This is a genomic window from Ralstonia sp. RL, from assembly GCF_001683835.1.
Taxonomy (GTDB): Bacteria; Pseudomonadota; Gammaproteobacteria; order Burkholderiales; family Burkholderiaceae; genus Ralstonia; species Ralstonia mannitolilytica.
In genome coordinates this window covers 45,283-59,856 of the sequence record NZ_LWRX01000093.1, presented here as the reverse complement: position 1 = coordinate 59,856, position 14,574 = coordinate 45,283, and the positions used below count along the sequence as shown (strand labels likewise).

Annotated in this window: 13 protein-coding genes; 7 read left to right on the top strand and 6 right to left on the bottom strand. The window is 66.6% G+C overall.

What is annotated here, in order from left to right; translation table 11 throughout:
• On the bottom strand, window positions 1-208 hold a 208-nt coding region (locus A6M56_RS08845), incomplete at its 3' end, for a hypothetical protein (RefSeq protein WP_286758077.1).
• A 42-nt stretch (window positions 209-250) separates the two neighbouring features.
• A complete protein-coding gene (locus A6M56_RS08840; protein WP_045787405.1) occupies window positions 251-1,177 on the bottom strand; it encodes a LysR family transcriptional regulator in 927 nt (308 codons plus the stop codon).
• Window positions 1,178-1,459: 282 nt separating this feature from the next.
• Here A6M56_RS08840 and A6M56_RS08835 point away from each other — a divergent pair, with 282 nt between their 5' ends.
• The 3 genes from A6M56_RS08835 to A6M56_RS08825 all read left to right on the top strand — a co-directional run bounded on the left by A6M56_RS08835 (window position 1,460) and on the right by A6M56_RS08825 (window position 3,862).
• Window positions 1,460-1,783 (top strand): MoaF-related domain-containing protein, encoded by a 324-nt coding sequence (locus A6M56_RS08835; protein ID WP_102080021.1) that lies wholly within the window; start codon window positions 1,460-1,462, stop codon window positions 1,781-1,783.
• 128 nt (window positions 1,784-1,911) lie between these two features.
• The gene (gene dkgB, locus A6M56_RS08830) at window positions 1,912-2,718 is read left to right on the top strand and encodes a 2,5-didehydrogluconate reductase DkgB (RefSeq protein ID WP_045787404.1); all 807 of its coding nucleotides are present in this window, start codon (window positions 1,912-1,914) and stop codon (window positions 2,716-2,718) included.
• 34 nt (window positions 2,719-2,752) lie between these two features.
• Window positions 2,753-3,862: an alkene reductase gene (locus A6M56_RS08825; RefSeq protein ID WP_102080020.1), complete on the top strand. Its 1,110-nt coding sequence runs from the start codon at window positions 2,753-2,755 to the stop codon at window positions 3,860-3,862.
• Between the two features lie 80 nt (window positions 3,863-3,942).
• Here the strand turns inward: A6M56_RS08825 and A6M56_RS08820 are convergent, their stop codons facing one another.
• From A6M56_RS08820 to A6M56_RS08805, 4 genes are all read right to left on the bottom strand, one after another.
• Window positions 3,943-5,067, bottom strand: a complete 1,125-nt coding sequence (locus tag A6M56_RS08820) for a porin (protein WP_102080019.1) — start codon at window positions 5,065-5,067, stop codon at window positions 3,943-3,945.
• Window positions 5,068-5,336: 269 nt separating this feature from the next.
• The gene (locus tag A6M56_RS08815) at window positions 5,337-6,284 is read right to left on the bottom strand and encodes an MBL fold metallo-hydrolase (protein WP_045787913.1); all 948 of its coding nucleotides are present in this window, start codon (window positions 6,282-6,284) and stop codon (window positions 5,337-5,339) included.
• 34 nt (window positions 6,285-6,318) lie between these two features.
• Complete coding sequence (locus A6M56_RS08810) at window positions 6,319-7,257, bottom strand: quinoprotein relay system zinc metallohydrolase 1 (protein WP_102080018.1); 939 nt, start codon at window positions 7,255-7,257, stop codon at window positions 6,319-6,321.
• Window positions 7,254-7,991, bottom strand: a complete 738-nt coding sequence (locus A6M56_RS08805; RefSeq protein ID WP_099050677.1) for a quinoprotein dehydrogenase-associated SoxYZ-like carrier — start codon at window positions 7,989-7,991, stop codon at window positions 7,254-7,256. The genes A6M56_RS08810 and A6M56_RS08805 overlap by 4 nt, the downstream gene beginning before the upstream one ends.
• A gap of 329 nt (window positions 7,992-8,320) precedes the next feature.
• Here A6M56_RS08805 and exaC point away from each other — a divergent pair, with 329 nt between their 5' ends.
• From exaC to A6M56_RS08785, 4 genes are all read left to right on the top strand, one after another.
• Entirely contained in the window at window positions 8,321-9,841 is a 1,521-nt protein-coding gene (gene exaC / locus A6M56_RS08800; protein WP_045787399.1) for an acetaldehyde dehydrogenase ExaC, read from the top strand.
• Window positions 9,842-10,110: 269 nt separating this feature from the next.
• Complete coding sequence (locus A6M56_RS08795) at window positions 10,111-12,711, top strand: TonB-dependent receptor domain-containing protein (RefSeq protein ID WP_102080017.1); 2,601 nt, start codon at window positions 10,111-10,113, stop codon at window positions 12,709-12,711.
• Window positions 12,712-12,733: 22 nt separating this feature from the next.
• Window positions 12,734-13,795, top strand: coding sequence for a beta-propeller fold lactonase family protein (locus A6M56_RS08790; RefSeq protein WP_102080016.1), 1,062 nt, complete (start codon window positions 12,734-12,736; stop codon window positions 13,793-13,795).
• Entirely contained in the window at window positions 13,782-14,369 is a 588-nt protein-coding gene (locus tag A6M56_RS08785) for a cytochrome b (protein WP_257984050.1), read from the top strand. Before A6M56_RS08790 ends, A6M56_RS08785 begins: the two co-directional genes overlap by 14 nt.
• Window positions 14,370-14,574: the final 205 nt, after the last annotated feature.

The following is a 14,574-nucleotide window of genomic DNA, read 5'->3' as shown; positions in this document are numbered from 1 at the left end:
CTGACCCTTGCGCTAAGCAGTACGCGAGGGGTTCAAAATGGACCCTCTCCGCCAGCAATAGCAGAAGCCCCTTGGTCTCACGGCCAAGGGGCTTTTTGTTTGGCTCCGCAGCACGCCGAGGTTCGCGCAGGCCGGACGCGCCATGTGCCGGCTTTGCCGGGCCGTCCGCGGCGATTTCGCCGCCGCAGAGTTTGATGGCATCGGCCACGCTTCGATCCCGTTCTGAGTCCTGAATGAAGTGCCCGCGTCGTCACGGTGCCATCCACTTCGCTGCGCCGCGCGCCGGGGGCTTGCCGCGCAGCGCCTCGACGAGGTAATCGACGAAGGAGGCAATGCGTGCAGAGATGGCTGTGTTGCGGTAGTACACGGCCTGGATGGGCTGCCGCACGTCCTGCGTCTGGCGCGCCAGCACCTGCAGGAGCCGGCCGGATTCCCGATCCTGCGCGGTCATGAAATCCGACAGGCAGACGATGCCTGTGCCCTCCAGGGCAAGCTGCCGGAGCGTCTCGCCGCTGGACGACCACACCGCAGGCGTGATCCTGTATGGCTCGCCATCGGGCCCGAGTGCGGGCCAGAGGTTCAGCGATTCCGGCTCGGTGAAGCCGAGCAGGGTGTGCCGGGCAAGATCCTCGACCTTGCGCGGCTGGCCGTGCGCCTCGAGGTAGGCAGGGCTGGCCAGCATGCGTACGCGGCTGTGTCCGATGAGCCTGCTGTGCAGCGTCGAGTCTTTGAGCCGACCGATGCGGATGGCCACGTCGGTACGCCGCTCGAGCAGGTCGATGATGCCGTCGTTGCTGTTCAGCTCCAGCTCCACCTGGGGGAAGCGCTCGCGGTAGCCGCGCACCAGCGGCACGATCACATGCAGCATGAAGGGCGAAGCCGCATCCACCCGCAGGCGCCCCGATGGCTTCTCACGCCGCGTGCGCATCTGCTCTTCTGCGCTTTCCACCGAATCGATGATGGCCCGTGCGTTCTGCAGAAACGCGCGGCCCTCTTCGGTCAGTTCGAGCCGGCGCGTGGTCCGGCGCAGCAGTGTGGTCCTGAGCTTGTCTTCGAGCCGCGCCAGCGTGCGGCTCGTGGCGGACACGGTCAACTCAAGCTGTTGTGCGGCCGCGGTGATCGAGCCGGTGTCGACCACCGTGGCAAAGGCCTGGAGTTCATCCAGCGTGATTTTCATTGTTGATCTGAAATCAAGATATTTTCGTTTATAGACCGGTTTTTTGGCAAAAGTAAAGCGGGCACACTGCGCTCCATTCGCATCGGACCCTGGAGTGCCCACCATGCCACTCGCCTTACTCGCGCTGACCCGCGGCCGTCACGCTCGGGGCAGTTGGCCTGAGGGCGCACACCGGCCCGCTCGACGACCGCGAAGGCCTGCCCGCCCGCACCGCCGAGCCGCTCGAACTCGCCCACTGAACGCCGCCGTTTCGTCACCCGCATGCTTTCCGGAGCCCTTGCCATGCACCCTCCCAAGCTGCTGCCGCCGTTTGCCGGCAATACGTTCGAAGTCCGCTATGAAGGCCTCACCGCCACCAACGCCTATGCCGACGACGGCATCCACATGCGCTACGCGATCACGGAAGGCGCCTTTGCCGGCGCCGAGGGCGAAGTGGCCTACACCTGGCAGCACGTCGCCGGCGAGGTCTACGTGATCACGTGGCAGGAAGCCGACCGCGCGACCGTGGTGCACATTGACGATTTCGCGGCGGGCACGTCGCGTTCGTTTTTTACCGCGCCGTCGCTGGACTTCTACCGGCTGGAAGGCAGCCTGCGCTTGCTGTGAGCGAGAGGCCGCCAATACTTGATCTCAAGTCAAATATTTCTGTCCGGTAACGGCGTTTATTTCAGTAGTGGCAACCGCCAGAATGCCTGGGCATACCGCCGCATGCATTCGTTTCCAGAAATTCCACCATGAGCAACATTCCCGCATTCGGCCTTGGCACCTTCCGCCTGCAGGGCCAGGTCGTCATCGACGCCGTCCGCAACGCCCTCGAACTCGGCTACCGCGCCATCGACACGGCGCAGATCTACGGCAACGAAGCCGAGGTGGGCGAGGCCATTGCCGCCTCCGGCGTGCGCCGCGAAGACCTCTTCCTCACCACCAAGATCTGGGTGGACAACGCCGCCCGGGACAAGCTTGCGCCGAGCCTCGAAGAGAGTCTCGCCAAGCTGCGCACCGATTACGTGGACCTCACGCTGATCCACTGGCCGGCGCCCGGCAAAGGCGTTTCCGTTGACGAATCCATGACGGCGCTGGCCGATGCCAAGGCGCGCGGGCTGACCCGCCAGATCGGTATCTCCAACTTCAACATCGCGCTGACGAAGGAAGCGATGGCCGCCGTGGGCAAGGACGCGATCGCCACGAACCAGATCGAACTGAGCCCGTATCTGCAGAACCGCAAGCTGGTGAGCTTTCTGCAGGGCGAGGGCATTCATGTGACGTCGTACATGACGCTCGCGTACGGCAAGGTGCTGGGCGATCCGGTGATCGGCACGATTGCACAGCGGCACCAGGCGACGCCCGCGCAGGTGGTGCTCGCATGGGCGATGCAGCTTGGCTACTCGGTCATTCCGTCGTCCACCAGGCGCGAGAACCTCGCCAGCAACCTGATCGCACGGACGCTGCGCCTGACCGACGACGACATGGCGCAGATCGCCGCGCTGGAGCGCAATGGCCGCGAGGTGAGCCCGCAGGGGCTGGCCCCGGCGTGGGACTGAACTTGCCCCACATCCGCCACAGAGAATCCACATCATGCAGAACGACCCGCTGTTCCAACCGCTGCAGCTCGGCCCGCTGACATTGCCGAACCGCATCGTCATGCCGCCAATGACCCGCTCGCGTGCGAGCCAACCCGGCGATGTCGCCAACGAACTGATGGCCGCGTACTACGCGCAGCGTGCGAGCGCCGGTCTCATCGTCAGTGAAGGCACGTATGTGGCGCCGCTCGGCAAGGGCTACGCGTGGACGCCCGGCATCCACACCCCCGAGCAGGTCGCGGGCTGGCGCAAGGTGACCGACGCTGTGCATGCCCACGGCGGGCGCATCTTCGCGCAGCTCTGGCACGTTGGGCGCCTGAGCCACACGAGCCTGCTGGGTGGCCGCCAGCCGGTATCGGCGTCGCCCCTCCAGGCCAAGGGCGTGAACGTGTTCATCGCTGGCGAAGACGGCCGCACGCCGGGCTTCGTGCAGGCATCGGCACCGCGTGCGCTGACGGTGGGCGAGATCGCAGAGGTCGTGGGCCAATACCGTGCCGCCGCGCGCAACGCCATGCAAGCCGGTTTTGACGGCGTCGAGCTGCATGGCGCCAACGGCTATCTCGTAAACCAGTTCATCGATTCGCAGGGCAACGCGCGCACCGATGCCTACGGCGGCTCGCTGCAAAACCGGCTGCGCTTTCTCGACGAAGTCACGCGTGCCCTCATCGAAGGCACGGGCGACGCCTCGCGTGTCGGCATCCGTCTTGCACCGCTGACCACCCTCAACGGCTGCGTGGACGACGACCCCGAGACAACGTACCTCGCCGCCGCCCGGCTGCTGGATGCGCTTGGCGTGGGCTACATCCACATTGCCGAAGCCGACTGGGACGATGCCCCGCTGATGCCCGTCGCCTTCAAGCAGCAACTGCGCGCGGCCTACGCCGGTGTGCTCATCTATGCCGGCAAGTACACCGCGGAACGCGCACGCGAAGCGATTGGCGCGGGCTGGGCAGACCTGATTGCGTTCGGGCGTCCGTTCGTCGCCAATCCGGATCTGCCGGCGCGCCTGCGCACCGGTGCGCCGCTCGCGCTGCACGATCGCGAGACGCTGTTTGGCGGTGGCGCGCGCGGCCTCACGGACTATCCGACGCTGCACGCTGCCTGACCGCAACGGCGCCCGGTGGTGACAAGCGCCCCTTTGGTGGTCTCGCCAAGGGGCGTTTCTGCTGCGTGGTGATCCGCCGGTCAGAACGTGTGCCGCAAGCCCACGCCGCCCAGGATGGTCTTCGCGCCCGGGGCCGTGCCGCCCGCGACGATCGACGTCTTCAGGCCTTCGAGCGGATCGGCCGTGCCCACCGCGCCCGCGTCGGCGTAGACCAGCTGCGCATACAGCGTCGTGCGCTTGGAGAACGCGTAGTCGTTGCTCAGCACGATCGACTTGGTCGAGCTGTCGTGCGCGCTGCTCTTGTACTTGCTGTAGTAGCCAGCGAGCGTGACGGTATTGGCGGCGCTCCACTTGTAGTCCAGGCCCACGCCGATCGATTGCACATCAGACACGCGCGCACCGCTGGGCGCGTTGTTCGTCACGTCCAGATAATTCACGCGGCCGGTGAAGGCGCCGACCGGAACGGCGATGCCAGCGTTCCACAGCCTGCTGAGCGTTTCGCCAGAGCCGCTGTCGGCGATCTGCTGATAGCCGAGGCCGACGGTGACCGGGCCGGTGTACGTGGCGCCCACCGAGAGCTCGTTGCCCTTCCTGAAGCTGCCGGCAGCCTCGCCCAGCGAATAGGCGACGCCGAGCCAGACCGGCCCGAAGTTGTTGGCGTACTGCACCGTGTTCCCCGTGAACACACCAACGTCGTTGCCCGGGTTCGTGCCGGCGCCGAGCGCGTTGCCGGGCGCGGCCAACTGGTTGTACGCCCAGCCGTACAGGTTCGAGAACTGCTCCTTGAAGCCGCGCGGCTCCGTGCCGATGGTGCCGAGCAGGGCCGGGCTGTACTGGCGGCCCAGCGTGATCGCGCCCCATTCGCCGTCGAGCCCGACGTTGGCTTGCCGGCGGAAGAGCTGCGAGCTGAAACCGGGGCCGCTGGTGAGCGTGCCCGTATCGCTGCTGTAGTGTCCTTCGAGGTTGAAGGTCGCCTTCAGCCCATGGCCAAGGTCTTCCACACCGCGCAGGCCCCAGATGCTCGGGCTGATGCCGCCGGTGTGCATCTCGGTGAGGCTCCCCGCGTTGTCGGCGCTGCGGTTGCGGTACTGCACGCCGGCATCGATGGTGCCGTAGATGGTGACGGACGACTGCGCGAAGGCGGCGCTGGCAGCGCAGCCCAGGGTGGCTGCCACGGCGTATCGTCGAAGGCTCTTGTTCTGCATGGTGTCTCCGTATCTTCTCGTTGTGATGGGCCCCGCGGATTGGGCGCGAGCCTGTTCAGGGGGCGGCGTCGGACACAAGGCCTGCGTTCGACGCCGGGCGGGCATTGCAATATGCGTACCACGCGCATCGCGCCGGTTTGCGCGACATTGCAAGGAGTTGCAGTGCGTTGAATAACGTTTGCGCGCGGTAGGTGGGTGTCACGCGTGTGACATCGCGAGACACTCGATGCAACACGTGTCTCGTTGCGTGTTCAGCCATGGAGCAGCGCCTAGCGCAGCGGCGCGTTCTGCGTCCAGCGGTCTTCGAGTTCACGCCAGGCGCGTGCGACATTCAGCGCATGCCGCGGATGGAAGTTGCGCCAATCGCGATACGCGCCGCCCGGTGCATAGGTGAGGGCATGCGCTGCGTCGCCGCCCGCATCGAGCGCATCGGCAATCGCGTCGTTGAGCGCGTCGAGATACGACAGCGTGGGCAGCAGTGTCTGCATCGGTGTGCCGACGGCCGTGCCGACGACGATGCCGGCATCCAGCCGCTCAAGGCCGCGCAGGGCCTGCCGCCACCCGAGCAGCGAGCCGTCCTGCAGTTCGGGCACGCGCTGCCGATACGCCAGGCCGCCCACACACAGCACGCGCTGCTGCGGGGCGTACAGCACCGTGTCGGAGGCGCTGTGCGCGGCGGTGTGGATGTGCACCTGCCACGCGGTCTTGCCGGTGTGCAGCCAGTCGCCGTCGCGCAGGGCCGGCTCGGGGTAGACGATGTGCGTGCCCCGCATGGCCTGCGTGCCGAGCATGGACGCCAGCCGTGCCAGGCAAGCCTGGCAGCGCTCGCGCATCAGGCTGGCCGTGGCCGCAGAAGCCAGGAAGGCTGGGCGAGGCTGCAGCCGTGCAAACGCTGCGTTGGCCAGCACATGCTCGGGGTGCGCGTGTGTGTTGACCACCCAGCGGACCGGCTCCGCCGTGATGTGCCGGATGGCGGTGATGAGCCGGTCGCCCCACGCCGCGTGCGGGCCGGGGTCCACCACGAGCACGCCGTTGCCCGTCACGTGCACGAGCGTGGGAACGACTTCCCCTGCGTTGGCGCGCGCGGCTTCGGCGTTGTTGGCGCGTGCGGCGTACAGGCCGTGCTGCAGCCGCAGGAGCCGCAGCGATACCGGGGGCTGCGGCGCCGCCAGCGTGGCCAACGGTGGTTCGAGCGCGAGTGCGAGCATCAGGCCCATCCAGCGTCGTCGGGCAGGCGTGGGCGCCGCCATGTCATGGCACCAGCGCCGCGCTTTCATAGCGGGGGTAGAAGTGCGTCACGTTGCGTACGTACTCGGCAGGCATGCCGGCCCAGTGGGCATACTCGTCGGCGGCCGGCATGGCCAGCACCTCGGCCAGGTCGCGGCCGTCTTCGGCGGCGCGGCGCAGGCGCGCATCGAGCCAGCGCAGGTACTGGCGCGTCTGCGCAATGGCGTCTGCGTGGTCGAGCGCGGGCCCGTGGCTGGGGATCAACACATACCCGTGGTGGCGTGCAACGATGGCTTGCAGGCGATCGAGGCTGGCGAGCCAGCGCGCGATGTCGGCGTGCGGTGTGGTGGGGATGCGGTTGCGGAAGACCAGACCTCCGGCAAAGATCACGCCGCTCGTGTGGTCGATGACGACGAGGTCATCGTCGGTATGCCCATCGAACCGGATCAGCTCGATGCGGTGACGGCCGAACGTGCGCTCGCCGGGCGCCACTGGCAGCGTGGGCGGCGTCGACACGGTGCTCTGCATCCAGTCGCCGCAGAGGCGGTAGAGGTTGTCGGCATATGCGGCGCCTTCACGCTGGGCGCCGGCCATCGTGCCCGGCAGCGCCTGCGCGCCAACATCGGCATACGCCTGGTTGCCGAAGAAGTAGTCTGGGTGCAGATTCAGGTTGAACACCCAGCGCACCGGCGCACGCGTGACGCGGCTGATGGCCTCACGCTGCTGCTCGCCGTACCGCAATGACGGCCCGGTGTTGATCACCATCACACCGTCGCCCGTATCGATGAAGCCCGTGTTGATGATGTTGCAGCCGTTGGCACGGGCGAAGTCGGCGTTGGCGCCTTGCAGCACCCAGACGTCCGGCGCGACCGGTCGCGGGGCGAGGCGATAGTCGAGGTCCTGAGCCTGTGCGCCACCGGCGAGCATTGCAAGGGCCAGCAGCGCGCCGTGCAGTCGTCTCATGGCGTCACCTGTGCGCGGATGCGGTTGCCGTTGTTGTCGACGCCGGCCACGGTGATGCCGCGCGCGGCCGGGCCGTCCAGATCGAACGAGAAGATCGGGTTTTCGGCCACGGGTTCGTACAGCGCAAGCCGCAGCAACGGCTGGCGCCTGCTGTCGAGCAGTTCGAGCCGTTCGATATGGAACGACGGAATGCCCGCCACCAGACCGGTGTCCATGGGATGCATGACGCGCAGGCGGATGCGGCTGCCTGCGCCGCTGAAGCCCGGGAACACGCGTGATTCCACGCGGTTCAGCGTGGTGCTCCAGGTGGCGTTCGCGCGCGTGGCGCCGGGCAGCGTGCAGCCGCCGCCGGTGGCATCGACGACGAGCGTCGCCACATGCCAGACACCATCCGTGGTGCGCGCAGCCACCCGCACGGGCGACGCCTCCTGAAGCTTGAAGCGGAACGAGAGCGCGGGGCGCGCCTGCATCGGCTCGAACTCCAGCACCTTGCGGATCGGGTTGCGATCGACCACGACGACGATGCGGTCCACCTTGCCCAGCGCCGACGCGTCGAAGGCGATGGGCACCTGCATCGGGTCTTCCGCAAACGCGGGGCCGGTGATCGTGATGCGGGTGTCGAAGGTTGCGGGCGCGGTGCCGAGCGCCTCCTGCCGGACCGTCGGCCAGAGCGGCGAGCCGGCAGGGTCGGCGTTGGCGTCGGCGGCCGCCGGCCATGGCAGGCAGGCGGCCATCAGCACGGCGATGCCTCGCGCGATGGCGCAGGCGTTGGCTTGGAGCCTTCTCATCGAGGGTCTGTCCGGTTCAGGTGAACCGGTGCTCCTGCGAAATGCATGCCATGCGCGAGGCGTGTTCGCACGGCACTGCCAGGCCGATGGCCGTTGCGGTTTGCAACAGCCGCTGTTGCATTCTGGAGCACTCCTGGCAGCGCGCAGCAGCGAGTGGGCGATCGCGGGCCGCGCAAACGTCATTCGCGCAACATGGCCCGGCTCTTGCAGAGAAGGCGCAGACACAGCGCAAGCCAAGACGCTGACGTCATCACTCATCCATCAGGAGACAACCCATGCGTTACGCTCATCCCGGCACGCCGGGCGCCATCGTTTCGTTCAAGTCGCGCTATGGCAACTACATCGGCGGCGAGTTTGTCGCGCCGGTCAAGGGCCAGTACTTCACCAACACCACGCCGGTCACGGGCGAGGTGATTGCCGAGTTCCCGCGTTCCACGGCCGAAGACATCGACCGCGCGCTCGACGCCGCGCATGCCGCAGCCGACGCGTGGGGCCGCACGTCGGTGCAGGACCGCTCGCTGATCCTGCTCAGGATTGCCGACCGCATCGAGCAGAACCTTGAAATGCTGGCCGTGACGGAGACGTGGGACAACGGCAAGCCCGTGCGCGAAACGCTGAACGCCGACATCCCGCTGGCGGCGGACCATTTCCGCTACTTCGCCGGCTGCATCCGCGCGCAGGAAGGTTCGGCGGCCGAAATCAACGAGCACACCGTGGCGTATCACATCCACGAGCCGCTGGGTGTGGTGGGCCAGATCATCCCGTGGAACTTTCCGCTGCTGATGGCCGCGTGGAAGCTGGCGCCCGCGCTGGCTGCCGGCAACTGCATCGTGCTCAAGCCCGCCGAGCAGACGCCGCTGGGCATCTGCGTGCTGCTGGAACTCATCGGCGATCTGCTGCCGCCCGGCGTGCTCAACGTCGTGCACGGCTACGGCAAGGAGGCCGGCGAGGCGCTCGCCACCAGCAAGCGCATCGCCAAGATCGCCTTTACGGGCTCGACGCCGGTCGGCTCGCACATCATGAAGTGCGCGGCGGAGAACATCATTCCGTCGACGGTGGAGCTGGGTGGCAAATCGCCCAACATCTACTTCGAAGACATCATGCAGGCCGAGCCGAGCTTCATCGAAAAGGCCGCCGAAGGCCTGGTGCTGGGCTTCTTCAACCAGGGCGAGGTGTGCACGTGCCCGTCGCGCGCGCTGGTGCAGGAATCGATCTACAGCCGCTTCATGGACGCAGTGATGACCAAGGTGGCCGCCATCAAGCGCGGCGACCCGCTCGACACCGAAACGATGGTCGGCGCGCAGGCTTCGGAGCAGCAGTTCTACAAGATCCGCAGCTACCTCGAGATCGCGCAGGAAGAGGGCGCCGAATGCCTGGTCGGCGGCGATGTGGAAGTGCTGCCCGGCAACCTCGCCAAGGGCTACTACATCAAGCCGACGCTGCTCAAGGGCGACAACAGCATGCGCGTGTTCCAGGAAGAGATCTTCGGCCCGGTGATTGCCGTGACGACCTTCAAGGACGAGGCGCAGGCCATCCACATCGCCAACGACACCGAGTACGGCCTGGGCGCCGGCGTGTGGACGCGCGACATCAACCGCGCCTACCGCGTGGGCCGCGCCATCAAGGCGGGGCGCGTGTGGACGAACTGCTACCACCTGTATCCCGCGCATGCGGCTTTTGGCGGCTACAAGAAGTCGGGCGTGGGCCGCGAGACCCACAAGATGATGCTCGACCACTATCAGCAGACCAAGAATCTGCTGGTGAGCTACGACACCAAGCCGCTGGGCTTCTTCTGATGGTCTAGCAGGACGGCTGGCGCACGGCCATCGACACCCGTGCGCCGGCCGCTGACCTGCCGGGCAACGACCCGCAGGCAGAGACAAGAGCAAGAGAAGAGGAGACACGGCCATGCGCCAACCCAACGCACTGTCGCGTCGCGTGCGCGCACAGGTGTCTGCCCCATCGCTACTGGTGCCTTGCCACCCATAACCCATGCCATGCCGGGTTGCCCGGTGCATCGTCCGCACACGGGGGCACGGCGACGGAACACTTCGGGAGACACACGGTGCATTCGCGTACCAGCCGCCTGTGCAAGGCCGCGCCCCGCCTGAGCGGTGTGGTGCTCGCGCTCGCTGCCGCGGGGCTTCACTCGGGAGCCTGGGCGGAAGACCAGCTTGTTGCGGTGGCATTGCCTGCGGCCGAGGTCGTGGGTGCCACGCCCATCGACAGCATTGGCGTGCCGCTCTCGCAGTTTCCCGCCAACGCCCAGCGCATCAGCGGCAAGGATGTCCGGGAGCAGCGCGCCTCGAACCTGGCGGACGTGCTGAACGAGAACCTCGGCCAGGTCAGCGTCAGCAACGGCTCCGGCAACCCGTACCAGAACGACGTCAACTACCGCGGCTTCCAGGTGTCGTCGCTGCTGGGCGTGCCGATCGGGCTATCGGTCTACTTTGACGGCGTGCGGGTGAACGAGCCGTTCGGCTCGATCGTGAACTGGGATCTCATTCCCATGAACGCCGTGTCGAGCGTCAACATCCTGCCCGGCTCCAACCCGATGTTCGGGCTCAACACACTGGGCGGGGCGCTCGTCGTCAACACCAAGACCGGCAAGGACCACCCAGGAACGTCGATCGACGTGCTGGGCGGCTCGTTCGGCCGCAAGGCCGTGAGCTTCGAGACAGGCGGTGTTGACGCGTCGCGTGGCGTCGACTATTTCGCAGCCGGCAACTTCGACAAGCAGAACGGCTTCCGCGACCACTCCGGCTCGGAAGTGAAGCAGCTGTACGGCAAGGTGCGATGGCGCGGCAACGAGGGCGCGACGCAGCTGGAGCTCTCCGCTGCGCTGGCCGATACGTCGCTGAGCGGCACGCAGTCGTTGCCGATGGACATGATGTCCAACCGCAGCGCCGCCTATACGTGGCCCGACACCATCTCGAACCGGATGGCGCTGCTGAACCTGAAAGGCAGCCACTGGCTGAACGACGACAACCAGATCGCGGGCAGCGCCTACTACCGCAAGGCAAGCCTGCGCAACGTCAACAGCAACGCCGAGCTGGACGACGGCTGCTTCAACGATGACGGATCGCTCGCCACATCCACCACGGCCGGCGTCACGGCCTACAGGTGTGCCAACAGGGCGCCCAACGGCACCGCCGCGAATGCCGTGACGGGTGCGAATGCGCTGGCACTCGGCTATGGGCGTTGGACCAGCGCGATCAACACCAGCGTGGTGGACTCGGCCACGCACGAAGACACGGTCGGCGCGTCCATCCAGTGGTCGAACTTCGACAAGCTGGCCGGGCACAAGAATGCGTTCACGCTGGGCGCGGCGTTCGACCATACGCGCATCACGTATGACCAGACCACGTACCTGGCCCGGCTGATCAACTACGAGACCGTGGTCACGCCCAACCAGCAGTACGGCTTCACGGGCAACGGGCTGGCACCGTCGGCATCGAACCCTGCGTCGTTTACGGGCAGCAACGTCATCGGCGCGGTCAACCTGTCGTCCAGCGTCAACAACTTCAGCGCGTACTTCACCGATACGTTCAGCGTGACGAAGCGGCTGAGCGTGACGGCCTCCGGCAGCTTCAACTACACCACGCTCAACCAGGGCGGCGCGAACCGGCGGTACCTGAACGAAGACGGCGGCTATGCGTGGACGGACGACGTATCGGGCGTGTCGTACTACAACCCCGATTACGCCAACGCCTACCGGTATGCCAACACGGGGTCTGGCAGCGCGTCCGCCCCGAACGGCATCCCCGACGGCGCGGTGGCGGGCCCGGAAACCAACAGCCTGGCCGGCTCGCACCACTATCACCGGTTTAACCCGGCGCTGGGCTTCAACTACGACCTCGGCGGGGGGCAGGGCATCTTCGGCAACTACAGCGAATCGATGCGCGCGCCCACCTCGATCGAACTGTCCTGCGCAGACCCGAACAGCCCATGTTCACTGCCCACCGGCTTCAACGGCGACCCGGACCTCAAGGCCGTCGTGGCCAAGACCATCGAACTGGGCGGACGCGGCAAGATCGGCCAGTCGACCTACTGGAGTGCCTCGTTCTACGACTCGCGCCTGAGCGACGACATCCAGTTCATCGCCACGTCCAACACGTACGGCTACTTCGCCAACGTCGGCAAGACGCAGCGCCGAGGGTTCGAACTGGGCGCCAGCACGAAGCTCGACAAATGGACGCTGTCGGCCAACTTCGGCTATGTCGACGCGGTCTACAAATCGGCATTCACGACGGCGACGGGCCAGCACGTCGTGAGCGGCAACCGGATCCCGGGCATCCCGGACAAGACGCTCAAGCTCGGCGCGTCGTATGCGTTCAGCCCGAGCCTGTCAGTGGGCGGCAGCTTGATCCTGGTCGGCAAGCAGGTGGCGCACGGCAACGAGAGCAACACCGACCCGAACGGCACGGTGGCCGGGTATGGCGTCGTCAACCTGAACCTGCACTACAAGCCGACCAAGCATCTCGAGATCTCGGCGTACATCAACAACCTGTTCAACAAGCGCTATTCCACCTACGGCCTGTCGGGCATCACGAGCATCTACACGCTGACCACGCAGCAGTTCGTGACGCCGGCGCCGCCGCGCGCGATCTGGATCGGCCTGACGTACTCGTTTGGCGGCAAGGCTTCCGGCGTCGACAAGGACTGACCCCACAGCACGAACGACCACCATGACTGCGTTGACCTACTACCTCCGCATCGCCACGCTGCTCGGCGTCGGCTGGGTGTCCATCCTGCAGGCGGGCGCCGAGGTGCCGGACCCCGTTGCCTATGTCACGAACCAGGGCGGGGGCGTCACGGTGCTGAACGCGCGCACGTTCAAGCCCCTGGCCGAGATTGCCGTCGGCAAGGACCCGCGCGGGCTTGCCGTCATGCCCGACGGGCGCTGGCTGCTGACCGCGAACCAGGGCAGTGCCGATGTCTCGGTGGTCGATACGGGCACGCGCAAGGAGGTCAAGCGCATCCCGGTCGGCCGGAACGTCGAGTTCATGCGCATGTCCCCCGATGGCCGGCGGGCCTTCGTGACGTACGAGCCTTCGTCCGGTGGCGGGCCGCCCGGCAAGAGTGCGCCCGCGCACAAGCCGGACGACGACGCACCCGCGGAAGTCGCCGTCATCGACGTCGGTCAATGGACGGTGGTCGGACGCATCAAGGCCGCGCGCGAGACCGAGGCCATCGAGTTCTCGCCCGACGGCAAGCGGCTGCTGGTGGCCAACGAGGGCGACGACACGGTCGGCATCTACAACCTCGCCACGCTCGAGAAGATGCAGTCGATCGACGTGTCGCCGTTCGGCAACCGGCCGCGCGGCATCAAGATCTCGCCCGACGCAAAGGCCTACGTGGTGACGCTCGAGAACTCGAACAACCTGTTGGTGCTCGACGCGGCGCTCAAGCCGGTCAAGACGATACCGACCGAGCGCGGCCCCTACGGTGTCGCGTTTGACCGTGCAGGCCGTTACCTGTGGGTGGCGGCAAGCCGCGCCGATCTGCTGCAGGTGTTCGACGCCCGCACGCTTGCACCCGTGGGCGCGATTCCCGTCGGCAAGCGCTGCTGGCATTTCAGCTTCACGCCGGACGACCGGGCGCTGCTGCTGGCGTGCGGACGCTCGAACAGCGTGCAGGTCATCGACCCGGGCCGGCGGGAGGTGGCCGAGACGCTACAAGGCTACAAGCTGCCCTGGGGCGTGGTGACGTTTCCGAGTTCCATGGGGAGCCTCGATGCGCCGCGCTGACAGACGGACCGGCATGCTGATGCGCGGCGTGACCGGCACCTACACGCACACGCAGATGGTCCTGCACTGGGTGAGCGCGTTGCTGCTGCTGTCCTTGTTTTCGCTCGGCTATTACATGACAGGCCTGCCCAAGGGCGCGCCGGGAAAAGGGCAGTGGGTCAACCTGCATAAATCGCTGGGGCTGACTGCCGCGCTGGTGATCGCATGGCGCGCGGTCGTGCGGCTTCACCGGCCCGCGCCGGCCCCGCTCGCGGGGCTGCGTTGCTGGGAGGCGGAGCTCGCGCGCATCACACATCGCCTGCTCTACATGTGCATGGTGGTCATGCCGCTCTCGGGCTACCTGGGGTCTTCGTTCAACCAGTATGGGACGCGCTTCTGGGGCATCCCGCTGCCGCGCTGGGGCCGGGTCGACAGTGCGTTGCAGCACCTGTTCTACACGCTGCACGGCATGACGGCCTATCTGCTGCTCGGCCTGGTCGTGTTGCACGTGGCGGCGGTGGTCAAGCACCAATGGTTCGACGCACAGCGATGCCTGCAACGCATGCTGCCGCGGCGGCACGAGCATGCGCCATAGGCGGCCGCAACGGTTGCACAGTTGCGCTGTTCCATTTCGCAACAGAACAAACCATGTGTTCAAGCGTGGCACGCAACAGCGCTGCGGCGCGGCTTGCAACACGCGGTTTCCCGGTGTTTCCCGATGGCACGGGATTTGCCCTGGGTTCTGCCGGTGTGACATCACACTGCCGGACCTGGACCACAAAGAAAGAGGTAGAGGAGAT